The 19,313-nt window shown below is 51.4% G+C and carries 16 protein-coding genes and 1 pseudogene; 8 read left to right on the top strand and 9 right to left on the bottom strand.

Translation table 11 applies throughout. The features are described 5' to 3' along the window. Positions 1-50 precede the first annotated feature (50 nt). Complete coding sequence (apbC, locus tag DQM29_RS06470; protein WP_111739930.1) at positions 51-1,166, bottom strand: iron-sulfur cluster carrier protein ApbC; 1,116 nt, start codon at positions 1,164-1,166, stop codon at positions 51-53. Between the two features lie 317 nt (positions 1,167-1,483). On the opposite strand from apbC, the gene metG reads away from it, so the two are divergent. Both metG and wzz(fepE) read left to right on the top strand, forming a co-directional pair. Next, a complete protein-coding gene (metG, locus tag DQM29_RS06465) occupies positions 1,484-3,526 on the top strand; it encodes a methionine--tRNA ligase (RefSeq protein WP_111739929.1) in 2,043 nt (680 codons plus the stop codon). A 487-nt stretch (positions 3,527-4,013) separates the two neighbouring features. Then, on the top strand, positions 4,014-5,117 hold the full coding sequence (gene wzz(fepE) / locus DQM29_RS06460; protein ID WP_111739928.1) for an LPS O-antigen length regulator Wzz(fepE): 1,104 nt from the start codon (positions 4,014-4,016) through the stop codon (positions 5,115-5,117). A gap of 74 nt (positions 5,118-5,191) precedes the next feature. Here wzz(fepE) and DQM29_RS06455 read toward each other — a convergent pair whose 3' ends face one another. The 5 genes from DQM29_RS06455 to yieE form a co-directional block, all read right to left on the bottom strand. After that, the gene (locus DQM29_RS06455) at positions 5,192-5,980 is read right to left on the bottom strand and encodes an ABC transporter ATP-binding protein (RefSeq protein WP_111739927.1); all 789 of its coding nucleotides are present in this window, start codon (positions 5,978-5,980) and stop codon (positions 5,192-5,194) included. Next, positions 5,977-7,056: a FecCD family ABC transporter permease gene (locus tag DQM29_RS06450; RefSeq protein ID WP_111739926.1), complete on the bottom strand. Its 1,080-nt coding sequence runs from the start codon at positions 7,054-7,056 to the stop codon at positions 5,977-5,979. Before DQM29_RS06450 ends, DQM29_RS06455 begins: the two co-directional genes overlap by 4 nt. A 37-nt stretch (positions 7,057-7,093) precedes the next feature. Further along, positions 7,094-8,239 (bottom strand): ABC transporter substrate-binding protein, encoded by a 1,146-nt coding sequence (locus DQM29_RS06445; RefSeq protein WP_111739925.1) that lies wholly within the window; start codon positions 8,237-8,239, stop codon positions 7,094-7,096. 232 nt (positions 8,240-8,471) lie between these two features. Next, on the bottom strand, positions 8,472-9,974 hold the full coding sequence (locus tag DQM29_RS06440; protein WP_111739924.1) for an amino acid permease: 1,503 nt from the start codon (positions 9,972-9,974) through the stop codon (positions 8,472-8,474). A 166-nt stretch (positions 9,975-10,140) separates the two neighbouring features. Next, positions 10,141-11,046, bottom strand: a complete 906-nt coding sequence (gene yieE, locus DQM29_RS06435) for a DNA-binding transcriptional regulator YeiE (RefSeq protein WP_111739923.1) — start codon at positions 11,044-11,046, stop codon at positions 10,141-10,143. 137 nt (positions 11,047-11,183) lie between these two features. On the opposite strand from yieE, the pseudogene DQM29_RS06430 reads away from it, so the two are divergent. Continuing rightward, a pseudogene (locus tag DQM29_RS06430) lies at positions 11,184-12,235 on the top strand (YeiH family protein). An 84-nt stretch (positions 12,236-12,319) separates the two neighbouring features. After that, positions 12,320-13,141 (top strand): deoxyribonuclease IV, encoded by an 822-nt coding sequence (gene nfo, locus DQM29_RS06425; RefSeq protein ID WP_111739922.1) that lies wholly within the window; start codon positions 12,320-12,322, stop codon positions 13,139-13,141. 79 nt (positions 13,142-13,220) lie between these two features. On the opposite strand, the gene fruK is transcribed toward nfo, so the two are convergent. Together fruK and DQM29_RS18095 are read right to left on the bottom strand one after the other, a co-directional pair. Next, positions 13,221-14,159 (bottom strand): 1-phosphofructokinase, encoded by a 939-nt coding sequence (gene fruK, locus DQM29_RS06420; RefSeq protein WP_111739921.1) that lies wholly within the window; start codon positions 14,157-14,159, stop codon positions 13,221-13,223. A 202-nt stretch (positions 14,160-14,361) separates the two neighbouring features. After that, complete coding sequence (locus DQM29_RS18095; RefSeq protein WP_145960339.1) at positions 14,362-14,616, bottom strand: YkgJ family cysteine cluster protein; 255 nt, start codon at positions 14,614-14,616, stop codon at positions 14,362-14,364. A gap of 210 nt (positions 14,617-14,826) precedes the next feature. Between DQM29_RS18095 and mtr the strand changes: the two genes are divergently transcribed. Both mtr and yeiP read left to right on the top strand, forming a co-directional pair. After that, the gene (gene mtr / locus DQM29_RS06410; RefSeq protein WP_111739919.1) at positions 14,827-16,065 is read left to right on the top strand and encodes a tryptophan permease; all 1,239 of its coding nucleotides are present in this window, start codon (positions 14,827-14,829) and stop codon (positions 16,063-16,065) included. 168 nt (positions 16,066-16,233) lie between these two features. Next, positions 16,234-16,806, top strand: a complete 573-nt coding sequence (gene yeiP / locus DQM29_RS06405) for an elongation factor P-like protein YeiP (protein WP_111739918.1) — start codon at positions 16,234-16,236, stop codon at positions 16,804-16,806. 48 nt (positions 16,807-16,854) lie between these two features. Here yeiP and DQM29_RS06400 read toward each other — a convergent pair whose 3' ends face one another. Then, on the bottom strand, positions 16,855-17,190 hold the full coding sequence (locus tag DQM29_RS06400; RefSeq protein ID WP_111739917.1) for a hypothetical protein: 336 nt from the start codon (positions 17,188-17,190) through the stop codon (positions 16,855-16,857). Positions 17,191-17,482: 292 nt separating this feature from the next. Between DQM29_RS06400 and DQM29_RS06395 the strand changes: the two genes are divergently transcribed. After that, a complete protein-coding gene (locus DQM29_RS06395) occupies positions 17,483-18,505 on the top strand; it encodes a CobW family GTP-binding protein (protein WP_111739916.1) in 1,023 nt (340 codons plus the stop codon). A 34-nt stretch (positions 18,506-18,539) separates the two neighbouring features. After that, positions 18,540-19,241, top strand: a complete 702-nt coding sequence (locus tag DQM29_RS06390) for a phosphatase PAP2 family protein (protein ID WP_111739915.1) — start codon at positions 18,540-18,542, stop codon at positions 19,239-19,241. Positions 19,242-19,313 lie beyond the last annotated feature (72 nt).

Here is a 19,313-nt window from a genome sequence, read left to right as displayed (position 1 = left end):
GCCAGAAGCAAACGTTGACGCACGCGGGGTTAGACGCGTGATGTGATGAACTACATCATCGTTCTGATATTAATTTCTGAAGGGATCGCCTGACCTTGCCAGTAAAGCTCAGCGGCTACTCTGGCGGCCAGCTGGCGATACAGCTGGCTGTTCTCGCTTTCAGGATCGGCAATCACAGTAGGCTCACCCCGATCCAGATCTTCACGAATATTGATATGAAGAGGGAGCTGCCCTAACAGCTGGCTGCCGTGTTTCGCAATCAGCTTTTCCGCACCGCCGGTGCCAAAGATGGCTTCCTGATGCCCACACTGGCTACACACGTGAATACTCATGTTCTCGATAATGCCCAGCACAGGCACATGCACTTTCTCAAACATCACTAGACCTTTCATGGCGTCAACCAGCGCTACGTCCTGAGGCGTGGTCACAATAACGGCACCGGTAACCGGAATATTCTGTGACAGCGTCAGCTGGATGTCGCCGGTTCCCGGAGGCATGTCGATGACCAAATAGTCGAGATCGGGCCACAGAGTGTCCTGAAGGAGTTGCAGCAGCGCCTTGCTGGCCATCGGGCCACGCCACACCATTGCATTGCCGTCTTCTACCAAATAGCCAATAGAATTCGTCGCAAGTCCGTGTGCCGCAATCGGCGCCATGTGTTCGCCGTCTGGCGAGGTCGGGCGCTCGTTCGCCGTGCCGAGCATAGTCGGTATTGAAGGGCCGTAAATATCGGCGTCAAGAATCCCGACTTTTGCTCCTTCAGCCGCTAGCGCCAGCGCCAGATTAACCGCCGTGCTGGATTTGCCCACGCCGCCCTTACCGGAACTAACGGCAATCACGTTTTTAACGCCCTTAACGCCCGCCTGATCGTTCGCCCGCTTGAGTGTGACGATGTTACAAACCAGCTTCCACTCGACAGACTGGGCTCCCGTTTCGCTCAAAAGCGCTTCGGTCTCCGCGGTCTTCAGCGCCTCAAAGCCGCTGTGCCAGGCAAAAGGCATATGCAGCTCGATGTGCAACACGTTATCCAGCAGTGCACAGTGGTGCAGCGCCTTAAGTTCAATCACGCTTTTTTTCAACGTGGGGTGGGTAAATGCGGCAAGCCGTTTGGTCACAAGCTGGTTTAACGCGTCTGACGTTGACGCATTCTGGGATTGTTCACTCATCCCTACTCCTCATGATTATCAATATGATAGCAAGAAAGTGCCCGCCGCCTTTCGGCCGCGTGGCGAAATCACTGCCTATTAGCATAACAGAAGCCAGAGCCAAAGGTATCAGCGGCTTTTTTAATAGGGTTATCACTCGCCACCAACGCTTTCCCCTCCCCTTGTTTCACTGTTCATTGTGAAATAGGCAATTAGAGTGTCTGCCCACGATGTCGGGAAAAAATATGCCCTTTCGCGCAGATACGGCCTAGCCGAGGCTGGCGCAATCAGTTAACATCGAATGTTCCCATTCATCAATAAAGATTAAGACGTTAACTATGGCTCAAGTCGCGAAAAAAATACTGGTGACCTGTGCGCTCCCTTACGCAAACGGTTCAATTCATCTCGGTCATATTCTCGAGCACATTCAGGCTGATATCTGGGTTCGTTACCATCGAATGCGTGGTCACCAGATTAGCTTTATCTGTGCCGATGACGCTCACGGCACACCGATAATGCTAAAAGCCCAGCAGATGGGCGTGACGCCGGAAAGCATGATTGACGATATGAACCGCGAACACCAGCAGGACTTCGCCGGCTTCTTCATCAGTTACGACAACTATCACTCTACGCACAGCGAAGAAAACCGCGTGCTGTCAGAGCTTATTTATAGTCGCCTGAAGAATAACGGCTTTATTAAAAGTCGGACCATTTCACAGCTTTTCGACCCGGAAAAATCGCTGTTCCTGCCTGACCGCTTTGTTAAAGGCACCTGCCCGCGCTGTAAGGCGCAGGATCAGTACGGCGACAACTGTGAAGTATGCGGGGCGACCTATAGCCCAACAGAGCTTATCGATCCGCGCTCTGTGGTGTCCGGTGCGACACCGGTCATGCGTGAAACAGAACACTTTTTCTTCGATTTGCCCGCGTTTCAGGACATGCTTCAGGCATGGACCCGTTCCGGTGCCCTGCAAGAGCAGGTGGCCAACAAAATGCAGGAGTGGTTTGACGCGGGTCTACAGCAGTGGGACATCACCCGAGATGCTCCCTACTTTGGTTTTGAAATTCCCGATGCGCCGGGCAAGTACTTCTACGTTTGGCTAGATGCCCCTATCGGCTATATGGGCTCGTTCAAGAATCTCTGCGACAAACGCAGCGATCTGAACTTTGATGAATACTGGCAGGAAGGATCAGAAGCCGAGCTTTACCACTATATCGGTAAGGACATCGTCTACTTCCACAGCCTGTTTTGGCCCGCCATGCTTCAGGGTAGCCAGTTCCGCAAGCCAACCAGCCTGTGTGTTCACGGCTATGTCACTGTCAACGGTGCCAAGATGTCCAAATCGCGTGGCACCTTTATTCAGGCAAAAACCTACCTGAAACACCTCGATCCGGACTGTCTGCGCTATTACTATGCGGCGAAGCTCTCTTCACGCATTGACGATATCGACCTGAACCTAGAGGACTTTGTCCAGCGCGTTAACGCTGACATCGTCAACAAGGTGGTTAACCTAGCCTCTCGCAACGCGGGCTTTATCAGCAAGCGCTTCAACGGGAAGCTATCGGACAAGTTGGCAGACAAAGAGCTGTACAAAACCTTTACTCAGGCGGCAAGCACCATCGCTGAATACTATGAACAGCGGGAGTTTAACAAAGCTATTCGCGAGATCATGGCGCTGGCAGATATCGCCAACCGCTATGTCGATGAGCAGGCTCCGTGGGTTGTTGCCAAGCAGGAAGGCCGCGATGAAGACTTGCAGCTTATCTGTTCGATGGGCATCAACATGTTCCGCGTGCTGATGACCTACCTCAAGCCGGTGCTTCCTTCTTTGACTGAGCGCGCCGAAGCGTTTCTGAACAAAGAACTGCACTGGGACGACATTGAGCAGCCGCTGTTAGGCCATCAGGTTAACGCCTTTAAAGCGCTGTTTAACCGTATTGAGACGGCGCAGGTCGACGCTATGATCGAATCATCTAAAGCGGATCTTCAGGCGATGCAAAACCTGCCGAAGGTCGCTGCAACGGGCCCGCTGGCGGATGAGCCCATTGCCGACACCATCACCTTTGACGACTTTGCCAAAGTCGATCTGCGCGTTGCGCTGATCAAACAGGTAGAAGAAGTTGAGGGCTCAGACAAACTCTTAAAGCTTACTCTGGATCTGGGTGGTGAAGTTCGTCAGGTCTTCTCCGGCATTAAGTCTGCCTATCCCGATCCTAAGGCGCTTGAAGGCCGATTGACCGTGATGGTTGCCAACCTAGCGCCAAGAAAGATGCGCTTTGGTGTGTCAGAAGGCATGGTGATGGCCGCAGGCCCCGGCGGTAGCGATATCTTCCTGTTAACGCCGGACAGCGGTGCACAGCCGGGAATGTCCGTAAAGTAAAATAATATGGCGGCAGGCTCTAGGCGAGTCGCACATATCATGAATATCCCCTTCTTCGCTTTAGATAACGATGAAGGGGATTTTTTATCCACCCTGTATGTATTCTCTTTTGTATTTTTTGCATAATTTCCTTAATTCCGCAGACTCATCTCAACAGACCTTTAGCATTTCGTTTTTTGTCTTCGGAAAATTAGGGTCAATTCAACCCCCAATCAAAAAATCTGCTATTTCATTTTTCATATAGTTATCAAAAGATAAATAGAAATATTTCCGTCAAACTCGCTCTTAAATACAACGCATGATAACTATTTAATTTGATTTATTTTTAATAAGTAATCATTTGTTATTTTTACTATCACAAAGTAAATTATATAGGTAACGCGAAGTTAGAAAGCCACTAACATCTAAACATATGCTACCTGATTTATTTGGTTAGAGATGCTATCCATTTCTCTAGCCTGACGAAGGAAATACGGACATCTACTATATGGAAAATACGCTCAGTAAAAGGTTAACCGTCACAGACTATTCCCAGCGGGATGACATAGACCTTTTTGCTCTGTTGGAAACGCTCTTTTTAGCGAAGGCTCGCCTTTTCCTCATCACCTTCTGCTTTGCCGCCGTTGGGCTTGCCGTGGCGTTTCTTCTTCCACAAAAGTGGACCAGCCAGGCCATTATCGTTGCGCCGGAAATGCCCGAGCTGATTGAGATACGGAAAGAGCTGACCGAATTACAGGTTCTCGATATTAAAGAAGATGTTTCAGCTGACGGCCTCTACCAACTGTTTATTAAGCGATTTGACTCCACAGCATTACAGAAAGCCTATTTAAACCAGTCTTCCTATATTAAAAATAAGCTGGAAAATACGGGTGCAGACAATACCGAGCGACGCCGTCTGATTGTCAGAACGGCAGAGCGTATTAAACTCCGCTTAAATAACGCTGAAAATAAAAAAGACCCACAGCCCTACACGGCCTGGTCGCTAACGTTTACGGCCGAAACCGCTGACGACGCCCAGTCCGTGCTTAAAGGATATATTGATTACGTCACCACCGGCGTCGAAAAAGAAGTCATTGATAATCTCACCAGCTCGCTAGAACTGCGGATCCAGGCGGAAAAAGACAAACTGGCACTGGACAGGCAGGCGTTAGAAAACGAGCACAATATCAATATACAGCGCCTTAACTATTCACTCGAGGTTGCCAATGCCGCAGGCATTAAGCAGCCCGTTTACAGTCACGGGCAGGCAGTTAAAGACGATCCTGACTACTCTGTCGCCCTTGGCTCAGACGGGCTGGCACAAAAGCTGAAAATAGAACAGTCGATCACTGACGTTTCTCACCTGAACGCCTCTATTCAAAACCGGGAAATGCGCCTAAGTAAAATGCAGCAGATCCACATTCAGGGCGCACATTTCCAGCCCTATAAGTTTCAAATGGAGCCTTCCTGGCCTGTCAAAAAGGAAGGGCCAGGAAAAGCGCTCGTTCTGGTGCTCTTTACGCTACTTGGATTTATCATCGCCAGTGGCTATGTACTGCTAAACCATGCAGTGAAGAGCCGTTCCGGTAAAACCGCGACTCAGGCTGCATAAATACGTAACGTAAAAAAACGCGCTAGCGCCCAAGGCGTTAACGCGTTTTTCTCCAACCGTCGTTTAGCGACCCGTCAGCTCGTCAGTTTTCCAACCAAACCGTCAATAGTGACCTGAGGTCGCCCCTGAGAACAAAGCTCAATCCGCCCTCTTACACCGTAAACTTCAGCCAGACTTTCTGCCGTAATCACCACTTCCGGCTTTCCGTTAGCAACCAGCTTGCCGCTCTTCAGCATCAGTACATGGTCGGCATGGCGCAGGGCAATATTAATATCGTGCACCACCACCACCGTGATCATATTGCGGCGCTGAGTTTCCCGCTTCACCAGATCCATCACGTGGAACTGATAGTTCAGGTCTAGCGCACTTAAAGGCTCATCAAGCAGCAGCAGAGAAGGCTGCCGAATCAGTGACTGTGCTAAGCCCACCAGCTGCTTCTGTCCACCTGAAAGCTGATCGAGGTAGCTAAGCGCCAGATGGGAAATACCCAGCTGCGTCAGTAGCTCCATCACCTCTTCTTCACCGCGCTCAGAATGCATTCCACCCGACGCTCGCTGCGCCACGACGATAGACTCCAGAACGTGAAGATGGACGCCTGCGGGCAGCGTTTGCGGTAAATAGACGACGTGCTTTGCCCGCTCGGCAAAGGGCACTTGCATAAGATCTTGACCGTCCAGCATCAGTTGACCAGTCGCACGATTTAGCCCCGCTAACGCCCGCAGCAGCGTTGACTTCCCACTGCCGTTAGGGCCAAGAAGCACCGTAATCTCCCCCCGCGCTAACTGAGGGATCGCCAAATCGGTAATGATTGGTTTTTTAGGGTAGCCAGCGTTAAACCCCTTAGCCTGAAGGCCGCTCGTCATACCTGCCCCCGATGACGCAAGATAATGCTCAGGAAGAACGGCACGCCAACCAGCGACGTCACAATGCCGACGGGAATAATTACACCAGGAATAAGGTTCTTAGAGGCTACAGAGGCCATTGAAAGCACCAGCGCACCAATAAGGGCACTGGCGGGGAGATAGAAGCGGTGATCTTCGCCAAAAATCAGGCGAGCGATGTGTGGAGCCACCAGACCAATAAAACCGATAGGCCCAACAAACGCCACCGCCAGCGCAGACAAAATGCTAATGCGCAACAGTGTAGACAGGCGCAGACGGCGAACGTCAATGCCGAAGCTAATCGCCCGATCCTCACCTAAACGCAGAGCCGTCAAACGCCAGGCGTTCATCATTGACCACGGAAACAGCACTAAGAAAACGGCTAACAGCACAGCCAGTTTAATCCAGGTTGCCCGCGCCAGGCTGCCCATTGTCCAAAATACCAGCCCCTGCAGCGTGTCTTCTGACGCGATAAACTGCATCATCGACACCAGCGCGTTAAACGTGAACACTAGCGCAATGCCGAACAGCACCACGCCAGAGGTCGCGACTCTTGTCCAGCGCGTTACTGCATCCAGCATAAAGGCAGCCAGAAGCGCAAAAATGAACGCATTCGCCGAAATGAACCACTGAGGGTCAATGCCGGGAATACCAATCCCCAGCACGATAGCCAATGCCGCGCCGAACGCCGCAGCGGAAGATACCCCAAGCGTAAACGGGCTAGCCAGCGGGTTATTCAGAATAGTCTGCATTTCCGCACCCGCCAACCCCAGAGCCATACCAACGACAACAGCCATCAGTGCATAGGGTAAACGAATATCCCAAACGATCACCTGAATGCCGGCGTCAACGGTTTCAGGCTGCCACAGCGTCTGCCACAGTTCGCCTATCGTCAGGCCCGAAGGACCCATAATAAAGTCCAACACCACCGATCCAATAATCGCCAGAGCGACCACCAGCAAAACCATCAGGCGCTTGCGTAAAATATGGCGATATCGCCCCATTACGCTCCGTTCATTCGGTATTTCGTCTTTCATTAACTCTGTACTTACGCTCATTCAATGACGACCACTGCGACAATATTGTTATTATTAATCAGTTTGTTTCTGCTTTAGGGGCAATCCAATAGGTACCCGACGGCTCAATGGCCAAAAACTCTTTGTACAGCGAGTCCATCGTGCTCTTCGGATCGACATCTTTAAACCTGTCAGGATAGAACCAAGTGCCGAATGCCTGAATCGCCAGTACGTTGTAAGGGGAGTTATAGAAGCTGTGCCATACACCGTAGGTTCTGCCCTCTTTCACCGCCGGCAGCGTGCTGATGCCTTTGCGGTCAAGAATAGAAAGCAGGCTTTCGCGAGCGACGCTTTCAGGCACGTCAGCGCCAAGCTTAATGCCGGGATCTTTAGCGTCAGCCGCACGAGAACCGCTGGCAATATAAACATCCGGGTTAGTAGCAATAATCTTTTCGAGATTTACCGTACCCAGAGCGCCCGGTAAAAGCCCCTTAGCCATGTTTCTTCCGCCCGCGATATCAATAAAGTCGCCCATATTGCCGTTGCCTGCCGTGCTACAGCAGTCACCGGTCATAGCGGCTTTTAGTTCGATAAACACCTTTGGCTTGTTTTCTTCAGCAATGTCTTTAGTGACCTGAGTAATCTTGGCAACGTTTTCTTCATAGAACTGAATATAGCGCTCAGCCTGCGCTTCGCGGTGCAGCGCTTTCCCCAGAATGCGCATACTGGGAACAGTATTTTTTAACGGAGAAGTGCGAAAATCGATAAAGACCACTGGCACACCCGCTTTTTCCAGCTGTGCTACCAGCTCGCTGCTGCGGCCCGGCCCGTGACCGGACAGTCCAAATACGGCAACGTCAGGGCGCAGCGCCAGCACCTTCTCAGCGCTCACGCTCTCAGCGGTTGTGTTGCCAATCAGCGGGATATCATCAATTTCGGGGAACTTGGCCTTGTAGGCCGCATAGGTATGAGGATCCAGCTTGCGGAAGTCTCCTTGCCAGCCAACGATGCGGGAAAACGGCTTTTTCCCTTCCAGCAGCGCGACAGCATAAATAAGGCGGCCTTCACCAAGCAGGATACGATCGGCTTTCTTCGGCAGCTCAACCTGACGCCCCGCTACGTCAGTAATCGTCTCTGCCCATGCCCCAGCACTAAATAACAACGCGCTTCCCAGCAGCAGAGAAGCCCCTGTGCCTTTCGTCAACATACGTTTAAATAGCTTCATTACCCGGCCCCTTTTCCACGGCATAAAAAGAATGCAAACAATAATGCAAAGGAGAATGATTATCAACAAATGATATCAAAAAGAGGGGTGCATTCAGGCAGAAAAACATTGGCAGTCTGCGGTTCTTGGCAACAAACCGTACGCAACGGTTAAAAATTGAAAGAGCGTCGAACAGTATCTCTGCGCGACGCTCTTTTATAGGGTGACAACAGGATGACAAAAAGCCGCTTATTTAGGCCTTTTCACGCTCAGCCTGTTCTGGAAACTCCATTTCGCTATAGCGCACAAAGCGGGTTCTTTTCACAATTTTGTAGCCAAACCAGATAGCTAAAAACAGAGGAATACCCACATAGGTCGCCGCTACGCCTGCCCAGTCAATTTTATCTTCGAGGAACGCCTGATAGTTCTGGCCTAGAGTAATAATCAGGCACAGCACAAAGGCGAAGATTGGTCCCAGCGGGAAAAATCCAGAGCGATACGGTAGGTCGCTCAGAGAGCGACCCTGAGCCATATAGCCCCTACGGAAGCGATAGTGGCTGACCGCAATCCCCAGCCAGGCGATAAAGCCTGTCATGCCCGAAGTGTTGAGCAGCCAGAGATAAACCTGCTGATTGCCAAAGCGAGATGTCAAAAAGCACAGGCCGGCCACGACCGTTGTCGCAATCAGTGCGTTACGCGGCACACCGCCAGCAGACAGCTTGGCAAAAATTCTAGGCGCCTTCCCTTCCGCCGCCAGCGCGTACAGCATACGCGTTGAGGCATACATCCCAGAGTTACCGGCAGACAGGACAGAGGTCAGAATAACCGCATTCATCACTGCCGCTGCGGACAGTAAGCCTGCGTGCTGGAAGACCAGCGTAAACGGACTCACGCTAACGTCAGTTTCATTGTTACGTAGCAGGCTAGGATCGGTATAGGGGACCAGCACGCTGACAATCAGAATCGCGAAAATATAGAACAACAGGATGCGCCAGAACACCTGACGAACCGCGCGAGGAATATTCTTACCCGGATCGGCAGACTCACCGGCAGCAATACCGATAAGCTCAGTCCCTTGAAACGAGAAGCCGACGATCATCGCCACGCCTATCATGGCGGAGAACCCTCCAGCAAACGGCGCGTCACCGATAGTCCAGTTGCTCCACCCCGCGTTATTACCGCCTTTCAGAATGCCAAAGATCATCAGCACGCCCAGAGCAATAAAGATAATAACAGTCACTACTTTAATCAGCGCAAACCAGAACTCCGCTTCACCAAAGCCCTTTACTGACAGAAAGTTCAAAAAGAAGATGAACGCCAAAAATAGAGCGCTCCAAATCCAGTCCGGCAGGCCCAAGGGCGTTTCAGGAAACCAGTACTGCATGACCAGCTGCGCAGCCACCAAGTCAACCGCGACGGTTACTGCCCAGTTGTACCAGTAGTTCCACCCCAGCGCGAAGCCAAAGCCAGGCTCAACATAGTTGGCGCCGTAAGTAGAGAAAGAGCCGGACACCGGCATATAAGCGGCAAGCTCGCCCAGGCTGGTCATTAAGAAGTAGACCATCAGGCCGATAAGAGCATACGACAGCAGCGCACCACCCGGGCCAGCCTGTGCAATGGTTGCGCCAGAGGCGACAAACAGCCCCGTACCGATAGAACCGCCGACGGCGATCATCGTCAAGTGTCGGGCCTTCAGCGAGCGGCGAAGCCTATGCTTGCCTTCCGCCGTTGATGTGTTTGTATCTGCCAGTGCCATTCAAAACCTGTGTTTTCACAATTATAAAGGTGCGCGATTGTAGCAAATGATAGATCGGGCGATAACCTCTCGGCTCGCAATATAAGATTCGTTCATAACTTGTGAAAAGTTATAAGCAGAAGAGCACCATTGTTGTTAAAAACGACAGTAGGAGGGACTACAACGCTTATAGCCCGTCCCGACAGCGCTTAATGGCATCGATAGGAAATTGACAACAGGTCAAAAAGCGCAGCAGGCTAGCTGACAGGTGCTTTTGACGATGATAGATAAGAAACAGCGTGCGCTCCAGCGTACCAAAAGGCGTCGTGAGCTCGACTAGCGAACCACTGCTCAACTGTTCGGCCACTACCCGTCGAGATAGGCAGCTGATGCCAATTCCGTGTCTGACAGCGTGTTTGATCGCCTCAGAGTTTCCCAGTTCCAAAATCGGCTGAGCTCCCGGCAAGTGCTGCATAAGGCTGTGTTCCAATACCTCTCTTGTGCCGGAGCCCGCTTCCCTCAAAATCCAGGGAGCAGCAATCAGCGCGTCAAGAGAGACAGTGTCAACCTTAGCCAAAGGATTCTCCGGCGATGCAAACACCACCAGCTCGTCGCTTAGCCATGGATGAGTAATTAAATCAGGATGATGACAGGGTCCTTCAATAAACCCCATATCAACGCGGAAGTCGGCTACTGACTGAATAATTTCACGGCTATTGCCTACTGTCAGCTCCAGCGGAGTTTGAGGGAAATCCTTCCGGTATAAAGCCAGTGTCTCCGGTAAAATATAGTTGCCGATAGTTGTGCTGGCAGCAATTCTCAGCGCCCCGTTGGAATGATTAAACAGCTGTTCGATTTCCGTCGCCCGCTCCAACAGCGCTAGCGCTTTCGGATACAGCAGTCTGCCGTTTTCATTCACCACCAGCCGTTTACCCACACGATCGAACAGTGCGACTTTCAGCTGTTCTTCAAGGTCAGACAGGGACGCACTCACCGCAGACTGGGAAAGCGCCAGTACCGACGATGCCTGCGTTGTCGATCCACTTTTGAGCACTTCAACAAAAATCGACAGCTGTCTTAGCGTTACGTGCATGGACTCACCTCTTACCACTTATTCCGGTTAGTTATAAATATATAATCAATTTCTCTTTTATAGCCAATAGATTTATTCTTGTAGCCCTGATTTACCCGTTATGGAGCGCTACTATGTCACTCAGTCACCGTCACGCGATGGATACTCTCCCGTCCGGTAACCGATTTATCGCTTTGTTACCGGGGCTGTTACTCACCGGCTCCATTACTGCCCTATCGATGTACGCCGCTGCACTGCCCTCTTTCTCAAAGCTAGGCCTTAGCGCACTTACGCTGGCGATCGTTTCCGGCATGGTTTTAGGCAACGTGGTATATCCCAGCATCTCAACGCCCTGCAACGCGGGCGTTCAGTTGGCAAAGCAAAAGCTTCTCCGTCTGGGAATTATTCTTTACGGTTTTCGTCTTACTTTTCAGCAAATTATCGACGTCGGTGCCAGCGGCATTATTATCGATGCGCTGACGCTGTCTTCGACGTTCTTTTTGGCCCTGTGGCTAGGGGGCAAAGTATTCGGCATTGACAGGCAGACTGTCCTTCTCATCGGTGCCGGCAGCAGCATCTGCGGCGCCGCTGCGGTTATGGCAGCTGACCCAGTGGTCAAATCAAATTCCAGCAAAGTGTCTGTTGCGGTGGCTACGGTTGTTATCTTCGGCACCGTTGCCATGTTTTTGTACCCTTGGATGTATCAACTCGACAGCGCTTTTAGCCTGCTTGGCTTTTCCGATAACCAATTTGGCACTTATATTGGCTCAACCGTTCACGAAGTGGCTCAGGTCGTCGCTGCCGGGCGCTCGATATCTGATGAGGCAGCTAACTCAGCGGTTATCGTCAAAATGATCCGCGTGATGATGCTAGCCCCCTTCCTTATTTTGCTTTCTGGCTATCTTAACCGCAGTGAAGGAAGCAGGACGGGCAGCGTTCCCCTATCGTTATTCCATGGTTTGCCGTTTTGTTTATCGTCGTTGCGGGAATTAACTCGTTTGACCTTATACCTGCGCCCACGTTGAGCCTTCTTATTGATATCGATACGGTTCTGCTCTGCATGGCGATGGCCGCCCTCGGCCTTACAACTCACATCAGTGCTATCCGTCAGGCGGGGATAAAGCCCCTTCTGCTGGCCGCCTCGCTGTTTATCTGGCTTATCGTCGGCGGTGCGCTGATCAATAAAGCTGTTCACCTAGTTAGCGTCTAATCAGATCCCTATCTCTGGCCAAAACGCGTTGGATGGCGCAGGCCGAAATGTGAGATACTGGCGCTATCACTGAGGAGAACAAAAATGAAATTTATCGGCGCACACGTCAGCGCGTCCGGCGGCCTCGATCAGGCCATCATCCGGGCTCACGAGCTTGAGGCCACCGCACTGGCGCTATTTACTAAAAATCAGCGACAGTGGAAAGCCGCTCCGCTGACGGATGAAATCATTGAGAATTTTCGTCAGGCCTGTGAAAAGTATGGCTACAGCGCGGGACAAATTCTCCCCCACGACAGTTACCTGATTAACCTTGGCCATCCTGTTGAAGAGGCTTTGCAAAAGTCCAGAGACGCGTTTATCGACGAGATGGAACGCTGCCAGCAACTGGGGCTATCTCTATTGAACTTCCACCCCGGCAGCCATCTGCTGCAAATTGACGAAGACCTCTGTCTGGCAAGGATTGCCGAGTCCATCAACATCGCCTTGGACAGCACTCAAGGGGTTACCGCTGTGATTGAAAACACCGCAGGCCAGGGCAGTAATCTGGGATTCAAGTTTGAACACCTTGCCGCCATCATTGACGGCGTAGAGGATAAAACCCGCGTCGGCGTCTGTATCGATACCTGTCACGCCTTCGCTGCAGGCTACGATCTGCGAACGGTTGAGGAATGCGAAAAAACCTTTGCCTGCTTTGAGCGTATCGTGGGCTTTAACTACCTGCGGGGAATGCACCTGAACGACGCCAAAAGCGACTTTGGCAGCCGCGTCGATCGGCACAACAGTCTTGGGTTGGGAAATATTGGCAAAACCGCCTTCAGTTATATCATGGCTGATGAACGCTTTGACGGTATTCCACTCATACTGGAAACCATTAATCCAGACATCTGGAAAGACGAAATTGCCTGATTAAAGAGCCAGCAAAAAGTCAGCGAACCGGCCTAATGGACGAAGTCAAAAATGAGGCGCTTTACGCGCCTCTGCTTTTTTAAGAAAAAGGCGTCAGCTCAACCTGTGCCATCATTGATGCCAGCTGCATGCGGTCTTTTATCCCCACATTACTCTGACTCACTGCCAGCGCCGCCACAGCGGTCGCCAGTCGCAGCGTGTGCTCGCTAGACTCTCGCATCAGCAGGCCGTAAATAAGCCCGCCCACCATAGAGTCCCCAGCACCGACGGTGCTCACAACGTCACAGGACGGCGGTTTAGCCAGCCAGGCTCCGGACGCGTTCACCCAAATAGCGCCTTCAATCCCTAGCGAAATAACAACGTGAGCAATGCCGCTTTCTCGCAGCGCGTGAGCGGCATACACCACATCCTCCAGCGTCGGTAGCGGATGACCCATCCAGATTTCCAGCTCGCGGCGATTGGGCTTAACCAGCCATGGCGACGCCTTCAGCCCGGCAGAAAACGCTTCCCGACTGCTGTCAAAAATAATGCACGGACAAACGGCGCGGAGCTGGCGCATCCACTCGCTAAACTCATCAGGCTCTACGCTTGAAGGCAAACTTCCGCTGACCGCCACCATGTCAAACTGCCCCAGCCACGACAGCGAATCGTTAGTAAAGCGCTGCCAGTCAGCCTTATCAACCTGAAAGCCGGAAAAATTGAAGTCAGTGACTTCATTGTTGGCTTCCGTCAGCTTCACGTTAATACGCGTACGGCCGGGCACCACCTGAAAGCGGTTGGCAATTCCCAGCTCACTAAACAGCTGTTGGAAGCCGTCCTGATTGTCTCGCCCTAAAAATCCACCGACAGTGACATCCATACCCAAGTCTTTTAGAACCTTGGCGACGTTAATACCTTTACCGGCAGGATGAAGCCCGGCTGTCCTCACCAGATTAACGTCCCCCAGCGTAATACTGGGGCAGTGACCCACTAAATCGTAGGCAGGATTAAGGGTGATAGTCGCTACGCGTCTGTTCATTAATCTCTTCTTTTCATACAGATGACTACACCACCCTCAGGCTGGAAAATTGTCACAGCCCCTAATGACGGATGGTGGATCGTTTCAGTCGATTTTAGCGCTATTTTTGCACAATTGCTCTATTCAGAACAAAATTATTGATAATGCTAGATAATCAATACGATCGTTTGAAGGGTAGCGAAGAGAATAAAGAAACTAAATCCTACGGCGCGGTAATACGTTCGAGCTCTCTTAGGTAGCTCATTGCGTCATCTCGGCAGGTGCCGCACATTTCCTGACTTGGCTGAAGGCTTGCGCACACTTTGGGGCGATCGGCATGTAGGAAAATGCGGCAGCGTAAATCATCATCTAGATGAATACAGGGCTCATCGGGAAGCTTGCCGTTCGGCATGCCAGGGATCCTGCTGGAAAGAGAAGGCGCGATGCAGCAGGCTCCGCAATTGACTCGGCACTCCATAACGCCCTACCTCTCTGCTAGGAAAACCCACAGGCTACGCGATATGGGAGAAAAAGCGATCTTTATTGCTAACCTCGCCCTCATTCGGCCATTTCACCTACTATCATGAAGTCTGCCGCTTCTTTTCTGATAAAACGTGTTTACAAACGGCATGAATCACGTATCATCCCACTAGTACATCATATGTTTACATCTGGAAATAAAAAGAAAATGTCTCAGGTAGAAGCACAAAAGCGCCCTTCCGTTTTCGGCGGCGCAATGATCATTGCAGGTACGGCGGTCGGCGCCGGTATGTTCTCTATCCCTATCGTCACTTCTGGCGTTTGGTTCAGCGGTTCGACGCTGATGCTGGTGTATACCTGGTTCTGTATGTTTCTTTCAGGTCTGATGCTGCTGGAGGCCAATCTCAACTATGAGGCCGGCGCCAGCTTTCATACTGTCGTAAAAGGCCTGTTAGGCAACGTCTGGAATACCATTAACGGCCTGTCAGTTGCCTTTGTGCTGTATATCTTGACCTATGCCTATATTTCCGCCGGTGGCTCTATCATCAGCCATACCCTCTCTTCTGTATTTGCCATCAATCAGACTATTGCCGGGCTGGCTTTCGCCATACTGGTAGCCTTTATCGTTTGGCTTTCTACCCGCGCCGTTGACAGAATCAACACCATTCTTATTGGCGGCATGGTGATCACCTTTGTCTTTTCCGTCAGCGATATGTTTGTTCAGGTTCAGCCAGAAGTGTTATTCAACCAGAAAGAGTCTGATGCCCAATACCTTCCCTATGCGCTGGCGGCACTGCCCTATTTACTGGCCTCTTTCGGCTATCACGGCAATATTCCGGGGCTGGCAAAGTACTACAAAAAAGACGCCAAGTCGGTGGTCTACAGCCTGCTCATCGGCACCCTTATCGCTTTAGCTATCTACCTACTGTGGCAGTACGTGATCCAAGGCAACGTGCCTCGCCCGGCGTTTAAAGAGGTGATTGCTGAAGGGGGCAACATTGGCAACCTGCTGGCGCAGTTGGATAACGGAACAGTCACGCCGCTGGTGAAACAGCTGCTTAACGCCTTCTCTTATATGGCGCTAGCCAGCTCCTTTCTCGGTGTATCTCTGGGGCTGCTGGACTACATTGCTGACTTCTTCAAGTTTGAAGACTCTCCGGCGGGGCGCACCAAATCTGCGCTGATTACGTTTGTTCCACCCACCGTCGCTGCGCTGCTGTATCCAGACGGCTTTCTCTACGCCATTGGCTTTGCCGGGCTGGCGGCCACAGTCTGGGCGGTGATCGTTCCGGCATTTCTGGCGCGAGCCAGCCGCAAACAATTTCCACAGGCCGAATATCGTGCACCCGGGGGAACATTCGCCATTTACTTCGTGGTTCTGTTTGGCGCGATTAACATCATCGCCCACGTGAGTTCAACGCTGAATTTACTGCCGGTCTATCGTTAATAGCTTGTTGTCAAAACGACGCGACAAAGGCCCGCCATCAAGCGGGCCTTTGTCTTTTTTACCATCACGATTTTTTCCTTTTCAGCGCAGGATTCTGCTTGCCAGTTTTGCCGCTCGCGAGTAACTTGTCGCCAATCATTCAACCCGTGAAAATGGATCCCTGTTTATATGCCAAGAGCAAACGAAATCAAGCGCGGTATGGCCGTCAGCTACAACGGAAAAATGCTGCTGGTTCGCGATATTGAAGTACAAAGCCCCAGCGCGCGAGGCGCCAGTACTCTGTATAAAATGCGCTTTTCCGATATTCTCACCGGCCTTAAGGTCGAAGAGCGCTTTAAGGGCGATGACATCATTGATGAAATTAATCTTAGCCGCCGCGCAGTCACCTTCTCCTATATCGACGGCGATGAGTACGTCTTTATGGATGATGAAGACTATACGCCCTACATCTTTAAACAAGACCAAATTGAAGAAGAGCTGCTGTTCATTCCTGAAGGCGGCATTCCCGGCATTCAGGTGCTGACAGTTGAAGGCCAGGTTGTCGCGCTGGAGTTACCACAGACTGTCGATATGGAAATTATCGAAACAGCGCCGGGCATCAAAGGCGCATCTGCCAGCGCCCGCAACAAACCAGCTACCCTGAGCACTGGCCTGATTATTCAAGTGCCTGAATATTTGGAAGCGGGAGAAAGGATCCGCATTCACGTCCCAGAGCGCCGCTATATGAGTCGCGCTGACTAAATGCCTGTGCTGCGCTGAGCCTGATGACTCAGCGCAGCACACTATTTCCTAGTGATAGGTGACTTCCGCAATCCCCAAGCCTTTTTCCTTATCAAGCCAGTGGAAAGAGACCTCATTTGACATCGACTTGCCCTTAAGCACGTCATCGCGAGCGCCCGCTTCGAGCGTCATTTGCTGTTTAACGCGCTCTTTGCCCTGCATACAGGTTTGCGTTAGGCGATTTGCGTCATTTGTCATTTCACAGCCGCCCTCAACCACCTGGCCAACAAAGTTAATCGTGCCAGTATTTGCAGCATTGGCCTGAGCGGCGAAGAAACAGAAAGAAGAGAGTAACAGCACAGTTTTAGATGCGGTTTTAATAAAACCGATAGACAGGTATGCCATAAGAAACCGCCTTATTGGTACCGAACTTCAGCACGAGCGTTCCCATAGCCAGCGATATTTCCATTTCCCTTCTATGCTAAAGAGATTGATATTTAAGCAGCTGATAGCCTTTATCGCCTGCCCCTTTTCCTAGTATAGACGGCTTTTTTTTATTTTCCCCTGATGCCATAATGTTGGCTGGTTTCAGCAGAAAATCTCATAAATCTCCTTTAGGATTAGAGAATTAACTACTCATTACGCTACCTTCCTTTCTATTTATGTTTAATGACTTTTCATCAGTGGGGGATCGCCCGTGACGCGCGTTAACTTGATTACTGGATTTCTCGGCAGCGGGAAAACGACAACGATTCAACACCTGTTAAGCCAAAAACCGGACAGCGAACGCTGGGCTATTCTGGTCAACGAATTTGGTGAGATCGGCATTGACGGTGCGCTGCTAAAAGATCGCGGTGCGATGATGAAAGAAATCCCCGGCGGCTGTCTGTGCTGTGTCAACGGCTTGCCAATGCAGGTTGGATTAAACATGCTGCTTAAGCAGGCTCGACCGGACAGGCTGCTGATTGAACCGACAGGACTTGGGCACCCCAAGCAAATCTTGAAGCTGCTGACGTCTGAGGTCTATCAGCCGCTGCTTACCGTTGGCGCTACCGTCTGCCTGCTGGACGCCCGCCAGCTTAGCGATCCCCGTCATATGGAAAACGAAAACTTCCGCGACCAGCTTACCGCCGCAGACGTCATCGTGGTCAACAAGACTGACGCCTATCGGGAAGAAGACCATCAAGCATTTCTTCGCTGGCATGAAACTCACGCCCCAGGCCGCCCCTACCGGCTAACACAGCAAGGCGCGATCTCTTTGGATATCCTCGATGTGCCTCGCCTTAGTCGTCTACAGGACATACCAGATAGCGCTCACCATACCCATGCCGTAAAAGCGCCAAACGGGCTGGCTGCGCTGAGTTTACCCAACGCGCAGGGCTGGCGCCGCGCCCTTAACCATGGACAGGGCTATGTCAGCTGTGGCTGGATCTTCGATTCGGATACCTGCTTTGAAACCGCAGCGCTACTCGACTGGGTGCGACTGGCTCCTGTCGATCGCGTTAAAGGCGTTATGCGCATTGCTGAAGGGACACTGATTTTTAACCGCCAAGGCTTTGACCTCAGGATAGAAACTCAGCCCGTAGCCCCTGTCGACAGTCGCGTAGAGCTTATCCATTCGGGCGACGGACCGTGGAATGAGTTGCAAAGCGCGCTGTTGAAGGCCAGAATGCCCCACTCTTTGGAGGAACATGTCGAACGGCATGAGCCTGAAGATTAGTTTTACATGATTTGCTCAAAGGAATTCCATTCTGATGCTTCGCCGTAATTTTGCCGCGATCCTCGCGCTAAACGCATTTGGGATCGCACTTTTTCTTTCCTGGTTTCTGCTTGAAAATCACGGTTTCTGGTTCACGATTGATGCCAGCGTGTTTCACTATTTCAACGCACACTTAGCAACCTCCCCTCACTACCTTAAGATGGTCGCCGTCACTAACAACCGCGCCTTTGACTCCATTTCGCTGCTGGCTATGGGGCTTCTGCTGTTCTCCTTTTTTATCAGACAGGACGGTGCAGGCAAGCGCAAAACCATTGTGATGGGCGTAGTCATGCTGCTTATCGCCGTTGTGCTTAACCAAGCGGGCCACCTGCTTCCCGTCACCCGCCCCAGCCCGACGCTGAGCTTTAGCGATATCAACAGAGTGACTGAGCTTTCCGGTATTCCAACTAAAGACGCTTCAAAAGACAGCTTTCCCGGCGATCACGGGATAATGCTGATGGTCTTTGCTGCCTTTATGCTGCGCTACTTTACGCGCTGGGCGTTTGTCGTTGCTGCTATTTACGTCATTATCTTTTCACTACCGCGCATTATGGTTGGCGCTCACTGGTTTACAGATATTTACGTTGGCTCACTCAGCATCGCCTGCGTTGGCCTAAGCTGGTGCCTGTTAACCCCGCTTTGCGATAGCCTGATCGATGCGCTAAACCGTGCAGTCCCTGGAAAATACCGTCCTTAACGCGAACCTCTAATAAACGGTTTTAGCCGAAAGCGACGCCGAGTTGAACACTAGATTTAGCTCACAAAACAA

The sequence above is a fragment of the Leminorella richardii genome, assembly GCF_900478135.1.
In the GTDB taxonomy this organism is placed as follows: domain Bacteria; phylum Pseudomonadota; class Gammaproteobacteria; order Enterobacterales; family Enterobacteriaceae; genus Leminorella; species Leminorella richardii.
This window is presented reverse-complemented; position numbering and strand designations above follow the sequence as displayed.

Bases quoted from the DNA above. Each gene is read 5' to 3' on its own strand.
- metG (WP_111739929.1), top strand. From the start codon at position 1,484: ATGGCTCAAGTCGCGAAAAAAATACTGGTGACCTGTGCGCTCCCTTAC.
- fruK (WP_111739921.1), bottom strand. From the start codon at position 14,159: ATGAACAGACGCGTAGCGACTATCACCCTTAATCCTGCCTACGATTTA.
- DQM29_RS06400 (WP_111739917.1), bottom strand. From the start codon at position 17,190: ATGGCATACCTGTCTATCGGTTTTATTAAAACCGCATCTAAAACTGTG.
- yieE (WP_111739923.1), bottom strand. From the start codon at position 11,046: ATGCACGTAACGCTAAGACAGCTGTCGATTTTTGTTGAAGTGCTCAAA.
- yeiP (WP_111739918.1), top strand. From the start codon at position 16,234: ATGCCAAGAGCAAACGAAATCAAGCGCGGTATGGCCGTCAGCTACAAC.
- nfo (WP_111739922.1), top strand. From the start codon at position 12,320: ATGAAATTTATCGGCGCACACGTCAGCGCGTCCGGCGGCCTCGATCAG.
- DQM29_RS06445 (WP_111739925.1), bottom strand. From the start codon at position 8,239: ATGAAGCTATTTAAACGTATGTTGACGAAAGGCACAGGGGCTTCTCTG.
- mtr (WP_111739919.1), top strand. From the start codon at position 14,827: ATGTCTCAGGTAGAAGCACAAAAGCGCCCTTCCGTTTTCGGCGGCGCA.
- DQM29_RS18095 (WP_145960339.1), bottom strand. From the start codon at position 14,616: ATGGAGTGCCGAGTCAATTGCGGAGCCTGCTGCATCGCGCCTTCTCTT.
- DQM29_RS06390 (WP_111739915.1), top strand. From the start codon at position 18,540: ATGCTTCGCCGTAATTTTGCCGCGATCCTCGCGCTAAACGCATTTGGG.
- DQM29_RS06455 (WP_111739927.1), bottom strand. From the start codon at position 5,980: ATGACGAGCGGCCTTCAGGCTAAGGGGTTTAACGCTGGCTACCCTAAA.
- DQM29_RS06450 (WP_111739926.1), bottom strand. From the start codon at position 7,056: ATGAGCGTAAGTACAGAGTTAATGAAAGACGAAATACCGAATGAACGG.
- DQM29_RS06440 (WP_111739924.1), bottom strand. From the start codon at position 9,974: ATGGCACTGGCAGATACAAACACATCAACGGCGGAAGGCAAGCATAGG.
- apbC (WP_111739930.1), bottom strand. From the start codon at position 1,166: ATGAGTGAACAATCCCAGAATGCGTCAACGTCAGACGCGTTAAACCAG.